This is a genomic window from Amycolatopsis sp. NPDC043889, from assembly GCF_056435645.1.
Map to the genome: position 1 here is coordinate 84,099 of NZ_JBWKEC010000023.1, position 15,199 is coordinate 99,297.

A 15,199-nucleotide genomic window follows, 5' to 3' on the forward strand; every position below is an offset into this window, starting at 1 on the left:
TGTCAACTCGTGCCACCATCGACGACAAGGAACATCTGGGCACCAAGAGCGTCAGGAGACGCCTGGGAACCGCCGAACACCGCCGGTCGCCGGATGATTTCGGCCGCTTCCAAGGCTTCCATGAGGTTCCAGATCAGCTCATGGGCGGCCACGACCACATCGGGCTCCGGCATGTCCCGCAGCAGCACCGAGACGACCTTCGCCGCGATCCGCAGGCCGATCGCGTGGACGGGATCGGACTCGCGTCGCCTGATGAGCGGAATCGTCGGCCACGCGCCGTCGCCGGCGAGCGTCCACGTATGCCCTTCGCCTGCCACGAGAGTCGCGCGCGGAAGATCGCCACGACCGACCGCGCGCAAAGCCGGGCGCAGCGCCGGAGACTCGGCCAGCCGATTCAAGGACTCGACCGTCGGGTCCGTCCAGACCATCGTCAATCCGGCCCCGGCTTCCTTGATTTCATTCGTACCCATAGCCCCCTCCCGCGGCGGGTAGACCGCCCAAAAGGCACCATTCCAATAAGGACGTTCGACACTCAGCTCCCCGAAAGGAAGCAAGCCGTCCGACCGGAGACAGTCCCAGACGAGACCATCGATCACGTATCCGAAGAGCACCCCGTAGACACAGTGAGCCAGTCCCCGACCGGCCAAGACGTCGGCGAACGCGGACACGTCGGCCGCGATTTCCGGCGCGATCACGTCAGCGAGGCCGGCCATCCGGCCGCGCAATGCGGCCGCCTCCTGGGAACCGAGCACGGGAAAAGTGGTCACCAGCCGATCACCTTCGACCGCGATGAGGTGGTACGCCCGCAGAAGCGCGATCTGACTGTCCAGCGGGTCGATTCCCTGGTGCCGCAGTTCCGTGCGACTGACGCCCAGCCGCGCGCGAAAGAGAAGACGGCCGTTGTCATCCATCTTCACAACGTGATGCGGAGTGCTCCGCGCGCCGAGACAAAAGCAGTGCAGACCCCATTTCGCCAGGTCATCCGGGTCATCGTCGAGGTGATCCATAACCGAAAGACATACCACACCGGCAGCGCTACAACCTCGACCTAAATAGAGGTCCAGGGTTCGTGACCAGGGACGCAAGAGCTTGAGTTCACCTATGGACGAACTTTTAGCGTCTTCGTCATGAGCAAAGAAACCACCGCCCAGTCCCCCGTTCGCCTCGCCGTGATCATCGGCAGTGTCCGCCACGAACGCTTCGCCGACGCCATCACGGGCTGGCTGCTGGCCGAACTCGCCGCGATCGACGGCCTGGAAGCCGACCCGATCGACCTCGCCGACGTCGATCTCCCGCTGCAGGGAACGCGGCCCGGCGGCACCCGGACGGTGATCAGCGACAGGCTGCGCGCGGCCGACGCCTACCTCGTCGTCACCCCGGAGTACAACCACAGTTTCCCGGCGGCGCTGAAGAACGCGATCGACTGGCACTTCACGGAATGGGCGTACAAGCCCGTCGGGTTCGTCGGTTACGGCGCGGGTTCGGGCGGCATCCGCGCGATCGAGCAGCTGCGGCTGATCTTCCCCGAGCTGCGGGCGACCACGATCCGCGACGCGGTCCTGCTGAACGCGCCGTGGACCCGGCTCGGTCCGAACGGCTACGAGGGCACCGAAGGCGAACGCGGCGCGCTGGTAGCGACGATGACCGAACTGATCTGGTGGGCCCGCACCCTGCGCGCCGGACGCGTCGCGGATCAGGTAAGTGCGGCATGAACCGCCTGACCGCACAAGAACTGCGTATCGCGGCGGTGATCGCGCTCGGCGGCTTGATGGCCGTTCTCGACACCACGATCGTCGCCGTCGCGCTGCCGCGGTTCATGACGACCTTCTCCGCGTCCCTCACCACGATCCAGTGGATCGTGACCGCGTACGCGCTCGGCATGGTCGCGGCGATGCCGCTCGCCGCGACCTTCGCACTGCGGTGGGGAGCGCGCCGGGTGTATCTGGCCGCGCTGCTCGTGTTCGCGGTGGCGTCCGCGGCGGCCGGAGCCGCCGGTGATCTGGGTTGGCTGATCGCCGCACGAGCGGTGCAGGGCCTCGCCGGTGGCCTGATCAATCCCTTGGGCATGACCATCGGCTTCGGCACGGTGGCCCCGGAGCGCCGGAGCCGGATGACCGCGATCACCGGTCTTCCGTTGCTGATCGGGCCGATCCTCGGCCCGATGCTCGGCGGGATCCTGCTGGACAGCCTGTCGTGGCGGGCGCTGTTCTTCATCACCGTCCCCCCGGCTCTGCTCGCCGTCGTAGGGGTGCTGCGCTGGGTGCCCGCCGATACTCCTTCGGCGGAACGCGCTCCGATCGATTTCGCCGGCGGCCTGCTGCTCGTCCCCGGCGTGGTCGCGGTGGCGTACGGCTTCAGCGAAGAGACGCTCGGCGTGGACGTCCGGTCGGGCATCGTCGCCGCCGGGCTGGTGCTCATGGCCGTGTTCATCCGGAGGTCATGGGGTCATCACGCGCCGCTTCTGAACGTCCGGCTCCTGCGCGACCGGACCTTCGGCCGCAACACCGCCGTCCTCGTCCTGTACGCCGCGCCCTACTTCGGCTCGATGCTGCTGATGCCCGCCTACATTCAGGTGATGCGCGGCGACTCGGCCCTGACCAGCGCGCTGATGATGGTCCCCGGAGCGATCGGGATGGGCATCACCATCCAGTTCGCCGCCCGCGTCCTGGAACGCTTCGGTCCGAGGATCGTCGTCGGGACGGGACTGAGCCTGGCGATCGTCTCGACCGCTCTGACGGTGCTCGTCCTCACGCCGGACACCCCGTACCTCGTGCTGGGGATCTTGGGAGTGTTCCAGGGAGCGGGTACCGGAGCGATCATGATGCCCACCATCGTGAGCGCCGGCCGCGAACTGCGGGGGCCGGATCTCGCATCCGGTTCCGCGATCCTCCCCTTGGCCAGCACCATCGCGAGCGCGGTCGGCACCGCGGTGGTGAGCGCGGTGTTCACCGGGCTGATCGCGTCCGCCACAGCTGGACAGGGTCTCGCCGCGCTGAGCGATCCGTTGGCGGGCTCGATGCTCACCGAGGAGATCGTCGACGCGTATCGTCTGACTCTCGTCGGAGTCCTCGCGATCATGGTGCTCGCCCTGGTGGTCAGGCTGCGGACACGCCCCGCCCCGACGACGGAACCCACCACGGTACGGAGCGCAGCATGACGACGTCGACACTGTCCCCGCTCGATGCCCGGCTGACCGTCAGCGAGGTCGCGAGCAAAGCCGGGGTCTCGGCGAACGCGGTCCGGTACTACGAGCGCTACCGCGTCATCACCGCGGAGCGGACAGCGGGCAACGCACGCCGGTTCACGATCGACGCCATCTGCCGGATCCGGCTCGCGGTCGCCGCCCAGCGGGTCGGGCTCAGCCTCGCCGAAAGCGCGGAGATCCTGGCCGAGATCCCGCCGATGTCCCCCGATCTCGAACTGTGGTCGCGGGCGGGGCAACGGCTCATCGACGCCGGGCAGGCTCGTATCGCCGAGCTCACCTCGGTGGTCGACGAGTACCGGACACTCGAGTTCCTCAGGAGTTGAACGGTCCTTCCGCCGCGCTCGACCAGCGGAACACAGGACGGTTCTCGAGACCGGGGTAGGCCACGGCCATACCCCGGTCAGGGGACATCGACCACAGCCGCGAGTCAGGCGACGCGGCATGATCCGCCCAGTCCGCCGACCAGGCGGGGATGTAGCGCTCGTAGATGCGTCGAATCCGGGCCATATCTTTGACTTCCAGTCTCGCGGGACCGGTCATGCGGACCTGACGGACGTCATCGGGTGGGTCGAAGGTCGCGATCATGACCGCGACCTCGCGATTGTCGCGGGCCGCGGCCAAGAACGGCGACGGCCGGCCGTCGGACACCGGGGTGTGGAACCACAACCGGCTCTCCTCGGCCACGAACCACATCATCGCCAATGCCGGATTCCCGCGGCCGGTGGTGGCGGCGACACTGGCAGGCAGACGCGGTTCGTCGAGGAAGTCTCGTACCGCAAGAATCGATCGGTCCATCACCTCACCCTGCACTCTCGACCGCGATCGAGGTCCAGTGACGACGAGGTTTCGCCCCCGCGAACGAGTCCGTGAAGGCCTCCTTGCCTACCCTGAAGGTAACGATGGAGGCCTTCACTACCTATGCGGCCACCTGTCACAGCGGCAGTACGAAAGAGGGCCGCCCCGAACGGGACGGCCCTCTTTCACGTGACTCAGCGCTGCGGCGGCGGACCACCCTGCGGACCGCCGAACGGTCCTTGCTGCGGGAACGGGCCACTGCCCGGCCCCTGCGACGGCGGCCCCTGGTACGGGCCACCCTGCGGACCGGCGGGCGGCTGCGCCTGCGGCAACCGGGTGGGCGGCGGGGCCTGCGGCCGCTCCGGAGCGGCCTCCGGCTCGGGAGCAGGCGCGACCTTGGGGACCTGACGCGGAGCGGGCGGCTCCTGTCGCGGCGTCGCGACACCCAGCGCCGGAACCTCCTTGCGCGCCACGGCTTCCGCGGCCGCGACGGCTTCGGCGACCTTCGGGTCGCTGGAGGTGTCGAACCAGCCCTGGACCTCTTCGTCCTCCAGGTCCGGCTTCTCGACCGGGTCTTCCTTCGGCGGCTCGTAGCGGAACACGCCGTCGTCGCCGGGTGCGCCGAGCGCGCGGGCGAAGCCCTCCAGGGCCTTGCCGTAGTCGCTCGGGATCATCCAGACCTTGTTCGCGTCGCCCTGCGCCAGCTGCGGCAGGGTCTGCAGGTACTGGTACGCCAGGACCTCGGGCGTGGGACGTCCGGCCTTGATCGCCGCGAAGACCTTCTCGATGGCCTTCGCCTGACCCTGCGCCTGCAGGTATCGGGCAGCACGTTCACCCTGCGCACGCAGGATCCGCGACTGCCGCTCGGCCTCCGCGCTCAGGATCGCGGCCTGCTTGGCACCTTCGGCCGCGAGGATCTGGCTCTGCTTCTGGCCTTCCGCGGTCTTGATCGCCGATTCCCGCTGACCTTCGGCGGTCAGGATCATCGCGCGCTTCTCACGGTCGGCGCGCATCTGCTTCTCCATCGAGTCCTGGATGGAGGGCGGCGGGTCGATCGCCTTCAGCTCGACCCGGGCGACGCGGATGCCCCAGCGGCCGGTGGCCTCGTCCAGCACGCCGCGCAGCTGGCTGTTGATCGAGTCGCGCGAGGTCAGCGTCTGTTCGAGGCTCATGCCACCGACGACGTTACGCAGGGTCGTCGTGGTCAGCTGCTCGACACCGACGATGTAGTTCGAGATCTCGTAGACCGCGGCCCGCGAGTCGGTGACCTGGAAGTACACGACCGTATCGATGGACACCGTCAGGTTGTCCTCGGTGATCACGGGCTGCGGAGGGAACGAGACGACCTGCTCGCGGAGGTCGATCCGCGCCCGGACCTTGTCCAGGAAGGGCACCAGAAACGTCAGGCCGGGAGAAGCCACCGTCCGGAACCGGCCAAGCCGTTCGATCACAGCGGACTGTGCCTGCGGCACCACCATGATCGCCTTGACCACGACGACGACCACGAACAACGCGAGCAGTCCGACGACGATGAACACCACTGTCTCTGACAACTACCTTCCCCTTACGTAGAAACCTGTTGCGGTGCGGCCGTCCGGCTCACAGCTCGGCCGAGACGACCGCCGTGGCGCCCGAGATCTCGACGACCGTCACCGATGTCCCCGGGGCGATCGGTTCCCCGCCGGTCATGCTCCGTGCCGACCAGACGTCGCCTGCCAGCTTCACCTGACCCGCATCGCCGTCCACTGTGGACACTACTATCGCCCGCGCGCCGATCAGCGCGTCGGTGTTGGTCTTGATGTCCGGCCCCGCGAGGAACCGGCGTTTGAGGGTCGGCCGGACGAGGACGAGCATCCCGACCGAGGCGACGGCGAACACCGCGACGTCGATGAACGGGTTCCCGGTCAAGGCGGCCGAGCCCGCTCCGAACAGGGCTCCGACGCCGACCATGAGCAGGAACAGATCACCAGAGAGCAGCTCGGCGATGATCAAGAGAATGCCGGCGATCAGCCAGATGAGCGCGCCTGTCATGCGTCCATGCTCCCAGATCGCGCCGATTCATACCGAGGAAGCGAATCCGACGTGACCGACGCGTGACCTTGAGTGACCTCGCACAAACCGGGCATTCAGAACTCTTCGCCCGGGTCCGAGACGAAGTCGATGAGCCGTTCCACCGCTCCGATCAGCGGCGTTTCCAGATCCCGGTAGCTGCCGACCGCCGCCAGGATCCGCTGCCAGCCCTCCCACGGCTCGCCCCAGCCGAGCGCGTCGCAGACGCCCTGTTTCCACTCCGTGCCGCGCGGGATCTTCGGCCAGGCACGGATACCGACGACCGACGGCTTCACCGCCTCCCAGATGTCGATGTACGGATGCCCGGTGATCAGCACGTTCTCGTCGCGGATCGCGTCGACGATCCGCGACTCCTTGCTGCCCGCGACCAGATGGTCGACCAGCACGCCGAGGCGTCGGCCGGGTCCGGTGCCGAACTCGTCGATGCGGTCGGACAGCACGTCCACCCCATCGAGTGGTTCCACCACCACGCCTTCGACTCGCAGGTCGTGGCCCCAGACACGTTCGACGAGTTCGGCGTCGTGCTTGCCCTCCACCCAGATGCGTGAATCGCGAGCGACCCGCGCCTTGAGCCCTTGGACCTGGACCGACCCGGACGCGGAGATCCGCCGTGCCGGGGCTTTCGGGGCGGCCTTCGACGGCACCAGCGTGACCGGTTTGCCCTCGAGCAGGAAACCCGCGGGATTCAGCGGGAACACGCGGTGCTTGCCGTGCCGGTCTTCGAGGACGACGTTGCCGTACTCGATCTTCACCACGGCACCGCAGTAGCCGCTGGCCGGGTCTTCGACCACGAGCCCCGGCTCCGCGGGCACCTCGGGGATCTTCCGCTTGCGCGGGCCGGACAGCACGTCGTCGTACGAATGGGAGCGCACGGCGAACGACGCTATCGGTGCCAGGGGCCGTCGTCTCCCCGCCACGCCGGTCAGGCGGCCATCCGCCGCCCTGCCGACGTCGATCGCGGACTCAGGTTCACCAACAGAATGACAGCATCGCGTCGACGAACGGGGTGCGCTCGCCCCGCTCGAGCGGGCGCATCACGAACAGCGGCGCGAGCGCGGCACACCACGCGCGCACTCGTCCGGCGTCGAAACCCGGCAGATGCGGCGCGATCGCGTCGAAACCGTCTTCGAGCGTTCCGCCGTCGCGCATCGGCAACGTGACCCAGTCGGCCAGATCGAAGGACGGGTCGCCGACGCTCGGCCGCGGGTCGATCGCGACCGCTCCCCGTCCGGGCCCGCCGTCGAGGACATTGCCCGGATGCAGGTCCCCGTGCACGATCGCGTTCCCTCCCCAGCCGGTCGCGAGTTCGAGCGCCCGCAGCCGCGCGCGATCGAGCGTCTCCAGCGAGAGCGTGGCCTCGGCCACCGAGCCGCGCAGCCCCCGCTCGGCGAGCCGGTACATGAAGACGACACGGTCTTCCAGCGGCGGGAAATCCGACGGCGGGGTCACCGAGTGGATCTGGGTCAGCAGGTCGCCGACCTCGGCCCACGGGACGTTCGCTCCCGCCTCCAGTAGCTGCGTGCCTGGGTCGATGCCCTCCAGCAGGATCGCCCCGGCGGCGAGTTCCGTGTCGAGCACCTGCACGACCCGCGAGCAGCCGTCCCATGCCCGCAACGCGGCGGCTTCCGATTCGGCGATCGTGTGATCCGGGGTCAGCTTGAGGACCTTCGTCAGGCCGTCGTCCCCGTGGCAGATCAAGGTCCGGCCGGTGTTGCCCGGTTTGGCGTCGACGACGGTGAGACCCCACCGAGCGGCCAACCGCTCCACGAGGGCGGGCAGCTCGTCACACCACGTCGCGACGTCCTCGCCGAATCGCGTGATCAGACGCACGCGGGCCTGCTCGTCCAGCACCTTCAGAACAGCGGCCACGGGATGGCGCGCCAGTCGTCGCCGGGCTCAGGGAAGACCCCCTCCGCCAGAAGCAGTTCGGTCCGTTCGGCCAGCGCGCGGATCTCGAAGCCGGTGAGGTGCTCGCCGAGCGCGTCCCCGAGTTCCCCGTCCAACCGCTCGCGAAGGCCGTGGAGCTTGCTGACCTCGGCATCGGTCAGCCGCTCGCCGATCCAGCCCCAGAGCACCGTCCGCAGCTTCGGGTCGGTGTGCAGGCAGATCCCGTGATCCACGCCGTAGATCCGGCCGTCGGCACCGGCGAGCACGTGGCCGCCCTTGCGGTCGGTGTTGTTGACCACGATGTCGAGCACGGCCAGCTCCCGCATGCCCTGCCGGTCCGCGTGCGCGAGTACCGCGGGTTCGCCGTCGCGATCGTGCGCGTGGAGCACGACACGCCAGTCTTCCGGCAGGCTCTCCGGCGACCGGACGTCGACGAGCTCCTCGTCGGTGGTCTCGATCCACAGCTGCACCATGCCGGGCCCGAACGGCCCGTCGCGCAGCACCGTGGGCGGGATCGCGCCCAGTCCGGAGGCTTCGGCGACCATGGCCGTCGCGACCTCGCGGCCCGCGAGCGTCCCGTCCGGGAAGTCCCACAGCGGCCGCTCACCGGAAACCGGCTTGTACACGACGTTCCCGGTGACGCCGTCGAGCTCGATCGTGCAGAAGAGCGTGACGTTGGAGGCGTCGACGAGCCTGCCTTCGACGTCGATCTTGCCGCGCGTCACCAGCTCCCGAGAAGACTCCTCCACCTCGTCAGTCCTCGAGGACGTCGACGTCGCGCCGGTACCCGTTCTGGCGCGGGCAGATGTGGCCCGCCGGGTCGAGCGGTTCCGCGCAGAGCGGGCACGGCTTGCGGCCGGCGTTGACCACCCGGTCCGCTCGTTCCGCGAACGCGCGCGCCGCGCCAGGACTCAGGAAGACGCGCACGGCGTCCGGCCCCTCTTCGGTGTCGTCCAGCACGACCGTTTCGTCCACCTCGCCCTCCGTCATCGCGAGCAGCTCGATCACGACGGCTTTGCTCTCGGCGTCCCAGCCGAGTCCCATCGTGCCGACGCGGAACTCCTCCTCGACCGGAACGGTCAAGGGGTCGACGTCGAGGAGCTCTTCGGGCGCGTCGTCCGGTACATCCGCTCCGAACCGGCTGGCGACCTCTTCCAGCAGCGAGCTGAGCCTCTCGGCCAAGACCACCACCTGCTGTTTTTCGATGGTCACACTGATCGTGCGGACGTCCTCGGACGCCTGGAGGTAGAACGTGCGGTCGCCGGGCTCACCGACGGTTCCTGCGACGAACCGGTCGGGCTGGCGGAAGACGTGGATTACGCGAGACATGGCACCTTTGACACTAGGCCACGGCCCCGTGATCGGCATCCGCCGCCCCAAGGTTCAGCCCAGGGCGAAACCGCCGCGCCCCGGGCCGTCATGGGCAAAGGGCCGAACCTAGTCTTCAACCGTGGTTGAGATCGCCCCTTACGGCACCTGGACGTCTCCCCTGTCGGCCGCCGCTGTCGCGGCCTCGGGAGTCAGCGCGCAATGGCTCGATACCGTGGGAAACGAGGTCTGGTGGGCCGAAGCGAGAACCGGTGAAGGCGGCCGCGTGACCCTCGTACGGTCCCGCGCCGACGGCACGGTCGAAGACGTCCTCCCCGCTCCGTGGAGCGTCCGGAACCGGGTCCACGAATACGGCGGCCGGCCCTGGCTCGTCCTCGGTGACATCCTGGTCTTCACCCACTGGGCGGATCAGCGCGTCTACCGCCGCGACCTGACCACCGGCGAGACGACACCGCTGACCCCGGAACCGGCGACCCGGCACCAGATCCGCTACAGCGACCTCCGTCCCGGCCTCACCGGCGAAGTGTGGCTGGTCCGCGAACGCAGCACCGGCCCCCGTCGCGTCGACATCGCCCGGGATCTCCTCGCGGTGCCCCTCGACGGCGGCCCGGAACGGGTTCTGACGGCGAGCCATCACTTCCTCACCGCGCCGCGGCTTTCGCCGGACGGCGCACGCGCGGCGTGGATCGGGTGGAACCACCCCGCGATGCCTTGGGACGGCACCGAACTGTGCGTCGCCGAACTCGACGAGGACGGGGCGTTCGGCCCGCACCGTGTACTCGCCGGCGCGGCCGGCATCTCCGTCTGCCAGGTCGAATGGGAGTCGGCGGACAGCCTGCTGGCGTTGCTCGACCCGGACGGCTGGTGGAACCTGCACCGCGTCGGACTCGACGGCGGCATCACGAACCTCGCCCCGGCCGAACAGGAGATCGGCGGCGCGCAGTGGAAACTCGGCACGCGCTGGTTCACCCCGCTCGGCGACGGCAGGTTCGCCGTCATCGCGTCGGGCAGGCTCGCCGTCCTCGACGAAGCGACGCGGGAAGTGACCCCGGTGGCGGCCGCCGCCGATCTGACCGCGTGGTCCACCAACGGGTTCGCCGTCCACGAAGGCGACATCGTCGGCGTCGCGGCGGGGCCGAAGCGCGAAGGTGCCGTCGTGAAAGTCGGTCTCGACAGCGGAACGGTGACCGAACTCGCCGCAGCACCCGAACCGCCGTCGCCTGCCTACCTGTCGACGCCCGTCGAACGGATCTTCAAAACCGACGACGGCGCTCGGATCCCCGCCTTCGTCTACCTTCCCGCCAACGACGACTTCGCCGCTCCGGACGGGGAACTGCCGCCGTTGCTCGTGTACCCGCACGGCGGGCCGACCGGCCGGGACAGCGCGGTACTCGACTACGAGATCGCCTACTTCACCAGCCGCGGCATCGCCGTCGTCACGGTGAACTACGGCGGCTCGACCGGCTACGGACGCGCTTATCGCGAGCGGCTGCGGGAACAGTGGGGCGTCGTCGACGTGGCCGACTGTGTCACCGTCGCCGAAGCCCTCGCCGCCGAAGGCACCGTCGACGGCGACAGGCTGGCCATCCGCGGCGGCAGCGCGGGCGGGTACACCTCCGCCGCCTCGCTGACCACCACCACGACCTACCGCGCGGGCACCGTGATGTACCCGATCCTCGACCTCACGCAGTGGACCGGCGACGGCGGCGAGACGCACGACTTCGAGTCCCGCTACCTCGACGGGTTGATCGGGCCGCTGCCGGAGGCCGTACAGCGCTACCGGGACCGGTCGCCGATCAACAACGCGGGCACCCTCGCCGGCCCGCTGCTGTTCCTGCAGGGGCTGGAGGACGAGATCTGCCCGCCCGAACAGGCGGACCGCTTCGTGGCCGGGCTGGAAGGACGCGGCATCGAGCACGCCTACCTCAGGTTCGAGGGCGAGCAGCACGGTTTCCGGAAGGCGGAGACGATCGTGGCCGCGCTCGAAGCGGAGTTGTCGTTCTACGGTCAGGTCCTCGGCTTCGAGACACCCGGCGTGCCGAAACTCCGGCTGAGCCGATGAGGCCACCGAAGACACGGCCGGGTGACACGATCGCCCTTGTCGCCCCGGCGGGGCCGGTCCCGCCGGACCTCGTCGAGAAGGCGCTGCCGGTGCTCCGCGGCTGGGGCGTCGATGTCCATGTCGGTGAATGCGTCCGCGCGACCTCCACCGGCTATCTGTCCGCCTCCGACGAGGCGCGGGCCGCCGAGTTCACCCGCGCCTGGCTGGACCCGGGAGTCACCTGCGTCCTGGCCGCCCGTGGCGGCTACGGCTCGCAGCGCATGCTCGACCTGGTCGACTGGGCGGCCTTGAAGGCGGCCGGACCCACGATGTTCGCCGGATCGAGCGACGTCACCGCGCTGCACCGGGCGGTGAACGTCCACTTGGGACTGGAGACGCTGTTCTCCCCCATGCCCGCGACCACCCTGTTCGACGCGGTGGCCGCCGAACACCTGCGGCTGTCGTTGTTCGAACCGGAGAGTGTGCGGCTGATCACCTCACCGACGGCGTCGCCACTGGTGCCGGGCACCGCGACCGGGACGCTCATCGGCGGCAACCTCGCCCTCCTGACGTCGGGCCTCGGCACACCGGAGCAGGGCTCGGGGCGTGACGCGCTCGTACTGCTGGAGGACGTCACCGAGAGCCCCTACCGGATCGACCGGATGCTGACCCAGCTGCTGCGTTCCGGCTGGCTCGACGGGGTTCGCGGGTTCCTGCTGGGCTCGTGGAAGTCCTGTGGTGATCCGGAGGTGATCCGAGCCCTGATGCTCGAGCGCTTCGGCCCGCTCGGCGTGCCGATCGCCTGGGACTTCGGCGTCGGGCATGTCCCGGCGTCGCCGACCATCCCCCTCGGCGCACCGGCCACCCTCGACGCCGACGCGGGCACCCTGCTGATTTTGCCATAACAGCAACGGGACTTGCGGAACCGGCCGAGGCGGAGGCATCTTGCGGTCATGGATTCCACACAGCAGTTCTGGGAAGACTTCTACCGGGACAAGGATCAGGTCTGGAGCGGGAAGGCGAACCCGATCCTGGTGAACGAGGTCGCCGCGCTCACGCCGGGGACGGCGCTCGATCTCGGCTGCGGCGAGGGCGGCGACGCCATCTGGCTCACCCAGCAGGGCTGGCGGGTCACCGCCGTCGACATCTCGGAGGTCGCGCTCGAACGCGCCGCCGGGCACGCGGCCGAGGCCGGAGTCGAGGGCATCGTCTGGGAACGCCACGACCTGACGAAGTCGTTCCCGGCAGGACGCTTCGACCTCGTTTCCGCACAGTTCTTCCACTCCCCCGTCGCCGAGGACGGCGAGCGGGACAAGGCACTCCGCCGCGCCGCCGAAGCCGTCGCGCCGGGCGGCACGCTGGTGGTGGCAGGCCACGCGGGCTGGCCGACGTGGATGGAAGAGCCGCCGCACAAGGACGTCCATTTCCCGACGACCGCCGAGGTCCTCGAAGCGCTGGCCCTGGCCGACGGCGAATGGACCGTGGAGCGGCAGGATCTGATCGCGCACGACTTCCCCGGCCCGGAGGGACAACACGGAACGCGTTCGGACAACGTGCTCCGCGTGCGCCGCGCCTAGGTACCGTCTGCGACATGCGGATGACGCGTGCCGAAGCCAGGTCACGGTTCGAAGGCGAGCGGATAGCGAGGCTGGCGACGACGGGTTCGGACGGCGTGCCCCATGTGGTGCCGGTGACGTTCGTTCTCGAAGGCGACTCGGTGGCGTTCGCGATCGACCACAAGCCCAAGAGCACGACGGCGTTGCGGCGCCTGAAGAACATCGCGGAGAACCCCGCGGTCAGTTTTCTGACCGACCACTACGACGAGGACTGGGCAGGACTGTGGTGGGCTCGGGCCGACGGTGTCGCCCGGGCGCTGACCGATCCCGACGAGCAGGCGCTACCGGCGCGGCTGCTGCGGGACAAGTATCCGCAGTACGAGGCGCAGCCTGCACCGCATGCCGTGGTGAGCACCCTCGTTCACTCCTGGAGTGGGTGGCGCGCTTCCTGAGCTTTTGGCCTTGTTGCCGTTCTACGGCAACAAGGCCTTCGCCATGCCGTATAGGTCGTTATACATTTGATGAGATTCCTTGAAGGACTCTGGGTCCGTGAAGGGCCCTTCACGGACCGTTTGATCGTCTCAGGAGTCACAATCTTCACTCCAGAGCGCGTGAAGGCCCCCTTCACGCGGCTCAGCCGAGGAAACTCGCCCTTCGCGATCGCGAGGCTCTCACCAGAGGTCCGTGAAGGCCTCCTTCACTACCCTGAAGGTAGTGAAGGAGGCCTTCACGGACTGAAAAGTCAGGACGAGCGTGGAGCCTCGGCAGGCAGGAACTGCTCCACCGGCTTCCCCCGCCAAGCGGCGACGATCCCCAGCGGATCCGGCCGCAGCAGCGAAGCGGCCGCGTACACGCTCGCCGCGACGACGCCCGCCATGAACCACCAGTCGTACAGCGCCTGCTCCCCCGTCGGGTAGTAGACCAGCGTCACGAAAACCGACACCGCGACGACGACCGCGAGATTACGGCGGCGCCATTCGAACGCGGAAAGAACGACGAAACCCCAGGTCAGGTACCACGGCAACGAGGGCGGCGGGACGATCGCACCGGCCAGCAGCACGATCGCCATCCGGTGGATCGCCGGGTAGCCGCCGTCGCGGGCGAGCCACCACTGCCAGCCGGCGAAGACGAACAGGCCGACCATCGCGATCGCGCGGAACACCGTGACGAACGGCGAGACCTCGACGTCGATCACCAGGTCCACCAGCGAGTAGAAGATCTCGCCGATCCCCGTCGGGAAGTTCATCCAGTTCGCGATCAGCGTCGGCGCCTTGAGACCGGTCAGCCAGCCGAGGTTGACCGAGCCGAGCGACAGCCAGGTGCCGGCGACGAACACCGGCAGGAAGATCCCGACCGACGCGGCGCCCGCGCGGAAGAAGTTGACCACCTTCCGGTCGCCGGGCAGGTGGTTCGCCCACACCCAGACCAGGAACGGCAGCGCCCACGCCGCGGTGGGCTTGATCAGCATGCCGATGGTGACCAGGACGATCGCGACGACGTGCTTGCGCTCCAGCGCGGCCAGCACGCCGACGGTGAGGAAGCCCAGCATCAGCAGGTCGTTGTGCGGTCCGCCGACCAAGTGGATCACCGTCATCGGGCTGGCGATGGCGAGCCATAACGTGATCGGCAGTTTGCCACCGAGGTGCTTGACCAGCCGCGGCAGCGACCACAGCATCCCGACCAGGCCGAGCATCAGGACCAGCCGGGTCGCGATGACACCGGCGATCATGTCGTTGCCGGTGACCGAGACGATCCCCTTGGCGACCAGCAGGAACAGCGGGCCGTACGGCGCGGGCGTGGTCTGCCACAGCGGATGGACGTTCTGCACGACGTCCGGCAGCACGGCCAGTTCGGCCGGGCCGTTGGCGTACGGGTCGAGCCCGTTGAGCAGCTGCGCGCCCTGCGCGAGGTAGGAGAAGACGTCGCGGGTGAACAGCGGCGGCGAGACCAGCAGCGGCGCCATCCAGCAGGCGGCGGCGATGACGATCGGACGGCTGCCGATCCGGCCCGCGAGCGCGTAGCGACCCAAACGGACCCACGCCCAGATGATCAGCGCGAAGCCCGTGTAGAGCATCACGTTGGCCAGGATGCGGCCATGGCCGTAGCGGATCCACGACAGCGGTCCGTGCCCCAGGATCGGGTCACGGATGAGGATTCCACCGGCGCCGAGCGCCGCCAGCATCAGCAGCGTGCTGCCTATGGTTCCCATCGCGATGGTGCGGTACGGGAACCGGGAAGGCACCCGGAGCCGCTCGCCGAGGGAGCCGGCCGAGGGCGTCTGCTGGGGGTCTGTAGTGGTCGCCATTTCGAGATTGG

Annotated in this window: 16 protein-coding genes; 7 read left to right on the plus strand and 9 right to left on the minus strand. The window is 68.8% G+C overall.

The annotated features are described in order from the left end of the window. Positions 1 to 2 precede the first annotated feature (2 nt). Positions 3 to 1,085, minus strand: a complete 1,083-nt coding sequence (locus AC0685_RS31735; protein ID WP_478228853.1) for a hypothetical protein — start codon at positions 1,083 to 1,085, stop codon at positions 3 to 5. A gap of 42 nt (positions 1,086 to 1,127) precedes the next feature. Here AC0685_RS31735 and AC0685_RS31740 point away from each other — a divergent pair, with 42 nt between their 5' ends. The 3 genes from AC0685_RS31740 to AC0685_RS31750 are packed head-to-tail and all read left to right on the plus strand — an operon-like array spanning position 1,128 to position 3,528. Further along, complete coding sequence (locus tag AC0685_RS31740; protein WP_478228854.1) at positions 1,128 to 1,712, plus strand: NADPH-dependent FMN reductase; 585 nt, start codon at positions 1,128 to 1,130, stop codon at positions 1,710 to 1,712. Beyond that, complete coding sequence (locus AC0685_RS31745) at positions 1,709 to 3,157, plus strand: DHA2 family efflux MFS transporter permease subunit (RefSeq protein ID WP_478228855.1); 1,449 nt, start codon at positions 1,709 to 1,711, stop codon at positions 3,155 to 3,157. The genes AC0685_RS31740 and AC0685_RS31745 overlap by 4 nt, the downstream gene beginning before the upstream one ends. Next, positions 3,154 to 3,528, plus strand: coding sequence for a MerR family transcriptional regulator (locus AC0685_RS31750; RefSeq protein ID WP_478228856.1), 375 nt, complete (start codon positions 3,154 to 3,156; stop codon positions 3,526 to 3,528). Before AC0685_RS31745 ends, AC0685_RS31750 begins: the two co-directional genes overlap by 4 nt. Here the strand turns inward: AC0685_RS31750 and AC0685_RS31755 are convergent. The 7 genes from AC0685_RS31755 to AC0685_RS31785 all read right to left on the minus strand — a co-directional run bounded on the left by AC0685_RS31755 (position 3,518) and on the right by AC0685_RS31785 (position 9,286). After that, positions 3,518 to 4,000 carry a pyridoxamine 5'-phosphate oxidase family protein gene (locus tag AC0685_RS31755; RefSeq protein ID WP_478228857.1) on the minus strand — a complete coding sequence of 161 codons (483 nt, stop codon included), beginning with the start codon at positions 3,998 to 4,000 and terminating at the stop codon, positions 3,518 to 3,520. The genes AC0685_RS31750 and AC0685_RS31755 overlap by 11 nt on opposite strands. A 194-nt stretch (positions 4,001 to 4,194) precedes the next feature. Next, entirely contained in the window at positions 4,195 to 5,541 is a 1,347-nt protein-coding gene (locus tag AC0685_RS31760; protein ID WP_478228891.1) for an SPFH domain-containing protein, read from the minus strand. A 58-nt stretch (positions 5,542 to 5,599) separates the two neighbouring features. Next, positions 5,600 to 6,031, minus strand: a complete 432-nt coding sequence (locus AC0685_RS31765) for an NfeD family protein (RefSeq protein WP_478228858.1) — start codon at positions 6,029 to 6,031, stop codon at positions 5,600 to 5,602. A gap of 95 nt (positions 6,032 to 6,126) precedes the next feature. Further along, a complete protein-coding gene (locus tag AC0685_RS31770) occupies positions 6,127 to 6,942 on the minus strand; it encodes a DUF3097 domain-containing protein (RefSeq protein ID WP_478228859.1) in 816 nt (271 codons plus the stop codon). A 97-nt stretch (positions 6,943 to 7,039) separates the two neighbouring features. After that, positions 7,040 to 7,939 carry an aminoglycoside phosphotransferase family protein gene (locus tag AC0685_RS31775; protein ID WP_478228860.1) on the minus strand — a complete coding sequence of 300 codons (900 nt, stop codon included), beginning with the start codon at positions 7,937 to 7,939 and terminating at the stop codon, positions 7,040 to 7,042. Beyond that, positions 7,924 to 8,706, minus strand: a complete 783-nt coding sequence (locus AC0685_RS31780) for an SCO1664 family protein (protein ID WP_478228861.1) — start codon at positions 8,704 to 8,706, stop codon at positions 7,924 to 7,926. Before AC0685_RS31780 ends, AC0685_RS31775 begins: the two co-directional genes overlap by 16 nt. A gap of 4 nt (positions 8,707 to 8,710) precedes the next feature. Beyond that, complete coding sequence (locus tag AC0685_RS31785) at positions 8,711 to 9,286, minus strand: DUF3090 domain-containing protein (RefSeq protein ID WP_378439468.1); 576 nt, start codon at positions 9,284 to 9,286, stop codon at positions 8,711 to 8,713. 121 nt (positions 9,287 to 9,407) lie between these two features. Between AC0685_RS31785 and AC0685_RS31790 the strand changes: the two genes are divergently transcribed. The 4 genes from AC0685_RS31790 to AC0685_RS31805 are packed head-to-tail and all read left to right on the plus strand — an operon-like array spanning position 9,408 to position 13,335. After that, complete coding sequence (locus AC0685_RS31790) at positions 9,408 to 11,348, plus strand: S9 family peptidase (protein ID WP_478228862.1); 1,941 nt, start codon at positions 9,408 to 9,410, stop codon at positions 11,346 to 11,348. Then, positions 11,345 to 12,232: a S66 peptidase family protein gene (locus tag AC0685_RS31795; RefSeq protein WP_478228863.1), complete on the plus strand. Its 888-nt coding sequence runs from the start codon at positions 11,345 to 11,347 to the stop codon at positions 12,230 to 12,232. The genes AC0685_RS31790 and AC0685_RS31795 overlap by 4 nt, the downstream gene beginning before the upstream one ends. A 48-nt stretch (positions 12,233 to 12,280) precedes the next feature. Then, positions 12,281 to 12,904, plus strand: coding sequence for a class I SAM-dependent methyltransferase (locus tag AC0685_RS31800; RefSeq protein WP_478228864.1), 624 nt, complete (start codon positions 12,281 to 12,283; stop codon positions 12,902 to 12,904). 14 nt (positions 12,905 to 12,918) lie between these two features. Next, positions 12,919 to 13,335: a TIGR03668 family PPOX class F420-dependent oxidoreductase gene (locus AC0685_RS31805; RefSeq protein ID WP_478228865.1), complete on the plus strand. Its 417-nt coding sequence runs from the start codon at positions 12,919 to 12,921 to the stop codon at positions 13,333 to 13,335. A gap of 290 nt (positions 13,336 to 13,625) precedes the next feature. Here the strand turns inward: AC0685_RS31805 and mptB are convergent, their stop codons facing one another. After that, positions 13,626 to 15,188, minus strand: coding sequence for a polyprenol phosphomannose-dependent alpha 1,6 mannosyltransferase MptB (gene mptB, locus AC0685_RS31810; RefSeq protein WP_478228866.1), 1,563 nt, complete (start codon positions 15,186 to 15,188; stop codon positions 13,626 to 13,628). Between the last annotated feature and the right edge of the window lie 11 nt (positions 15,189 to 15,199).

Bases quoted from the DNA above. Each gene is read 5' to 3' on its own strand.
- AC0685_RS31740 (WP_478228854.1), top strand. From the start codon at position 1,128: ATGAGCAAAGAAACCACCGCCCAGTCCCCCGTTCGCCTCGCCGTGATC.
- AC0685_RS31745 (WP_478228855.1), top strand. From the start codon at position 1,709: ATGAACCGCCTGACCGCACAAGAACTGCGTATCGCGGCGGTGATCGCG.
- AC0685_RS31750 (WP_478228856.1), top strand. From the start codon at position 3,154: ATGACGACGTCGACACTGTCCCCGCTCGATGCCCGGCTGACCGTCAGC.
- AC0685_RS31755 (WP_478228857.1), bottom strand. From the start codon at position 4,000: ATGGACCGATCGATTCTTGCGGTACGAGACTTCCTCGACGAACCGCGT.
- AC0685_RS31765 (WP_478228858.1), bottom strand. From the start codon at position 6,031: ATGACAGGCGCGCTCATCTGGCTGATCGCCGGCATTCTCTTGATCATC.
- AC0685_RS31785 (WP_378439468.1), bottom strand. From the start codon at position 9,286: ATGTCTCGCGTAATCCACGTCTTCCGCCAGCCCGACCGGTTCGTCGCA.
- AC0685_RS31795 (WP_478228863.1), top strand. From the start codon at position 11,345: ATGAGGCCACCGAAGACACGGCCGGGTGACACGATCGCCCTTGTCGCC.
- AC0685_RS31800 (WP_478228864.1), top strand. From the start codon at position 12,281: ATGGATTCCACACAGCAGTTCTGGGAAGACTTCTACCGGGACAAGGAT.
- AC0685_RS31805 (WP_478228865.1), top strand. From the start codon at position 12,919: ATGCGGATGACGCGTGCCGAAGCCAGGTCACGGTTCGAAGGCGAGCGG.
- mptB (WP_478228866.1), bottom strand. From the start codon at position 15,188: ATGGCGACCACTACAGACCCCCAGCAGACGCCCTCGGCCGGCTCCCTC.